At 38.2% G+C, this 1,688-nt stretch carries 2 protein-coding genes; both read left to right on the top strand.

Annotated elements, in window-relative coordinates; translation table 11 throughout:
• The first annotated feature begins 567 nt into the window (after positions 1 to 567).
• On the top strand, positions 568 to 1,257 hold the full coding sequence (locus ABVT42_RS22480) for a hypothetical protein (RefSeq protein ID WP_465251093.1): 690 nt from the start codon (positions 568 to 570) through the stop codon (positions 1,255 to 1,257).
• Between the two features lie 89 nt (positions 1,258 to 1,346).
• A partial coding sequence (locus ABVT42_RS22215; RefSeq protein ID WP_465251092.1) for a hypothetical protein occupies positions 1,347 to 1,688 on the top strand: 342 nt, incomplete at its 3' end.

Here is a 1,688-nt window from a genome sequence, read left to right as displayed (position 1 = left end):
CGAGGCAATCAAGCTCGGTTTTAGCTTCGGCCTTTCAGGCCTTCTGGTTAGCCGTGCATTTTCTGACTTGAGTAACTGACACTCATCATAATAACGTTGTGCCATCTCTTGTAAAACTTCGATTATATTAAACAGGCGATGTTCCAACAAACTGCTACCATATCGAGGGGCTAAATCATGGGGAATACTTATCTTGCCATCTTTTAGAAAGACTAATTTCCGGNTGTAAAACTTCGATTATATTAAACAGGCGATGTTCCAACAAACTGCTACCATATCGAGGGGCTAAATCATGGGGAATACTTATCTTGCCATCTTTTAGAAAGACTAATTTCCGGCTATCTGTATTACCATCAGTTAAATAACTCATGCTTTTTATTATGCCATTAACTGAATCTTTTAAATGTGATCGATTTTCGCCAATTAAATTGATCTTTTTCTGATTTTCTTGTGATCGATTGCTTACATAATGCCCCCGCTTTTTGAGCAATTACTGCACGAATAAAATATAAGGGGTCGGGTTTATTTTACAATATATAAACACTTTATCATCAAGCTGGAAGGTATATCTACGGATTAAATTTAGGAAAAAAAGATCAAACATCTAATGCGGTCATTTATGGTTATTCAACAGCAGAGTTAAATAGTTTTACCACTGTAGAAACAGAACTGGAAAATGGTGATACCCAATTTGTCACCACAGGAAGAAGTACTGTTTCTTCAACGTTGATTAAACAAAAAGATGAACTGAAAACCACCACCACTCGTTTTGGTGTTACCACAGTGATTGATAAAATCATTGACCCAAAAACGCTGTTGGAAATTCCTAAAACCATTACATCAACCTATTCAGATGATGTGGTTAGTCGTATTACGATTGATAAGCAATATGCAGCCAATAATACGGATATGTGGGAGTTAACTACTAGCCTAACTCAAAATGGTAATACCGCAACGGTGCACACTAACTATGTGACCGGGTTAAGTACTGTCACCTCCGCTGAGAATCGTGTAGTGACTCAACAGATCGATCCTTTAACGGGATTATTAGATACAGCCGAGGTGGTTGGTCTTTCCCCTGTGAGTTTTGCTTATGATAATCGAGGGCGTATTAAAACGGTTACTGTAGGAGATAGAACAACAACCTATATTTATGAAGCGGCAGGTAAAGGTCAGGTAACTTCCATTGTTAATGCTGAAAATCAAACAACGGCATTTGCCTATGACGATTTANGGTTACTGCTGGAGACAGAATAACAACCTATATTTATGAAGCGGCAGGTAAAGGTAAAGTAACATCCATTGTTAATGCTGAAAATCAAACAACAGCATTTGCCTATGACGATTTGGGTCGAGTGAATCAAATTACCTATCATGATAACAGTGTGTTAAATCAACAATTTGATGCCAATGGTAATTTAGAATGGCTCCAGCCGCCGGGTCAACCTAAACATTACTTTAACTACAACAGTGTTAACAAGGCCGATAAATATACCCCGCCAGTGGTTGATGGTATTACCGAGCCGCAAACGGTTTATCAATATGATAAAGATCGCAAGTTGGATAAAATTATCAGGCCTGATTTACAGGAGTTAGATTTTAACTATAAGCCCAATAATAGCCGATTGGATAACTTAGTGATTCCGCGTGGGACTTATACCTATGGTTACAATGCATTGGGCCAGGTT

Source organism: Aliikangiella maris (genome assembly GCF_040719265.1).
Lineage (GTDB): Bacteria > Pseudomonadota > Gammaproteobacteria > Enterobacterales > Kangiellaceae > Aliikangiella > Aliikangiella maris.
Note: the sequence above shows the minus strand (reverse complement) of the source record. Positions and strands in the feature narration are given on the sequence as shown.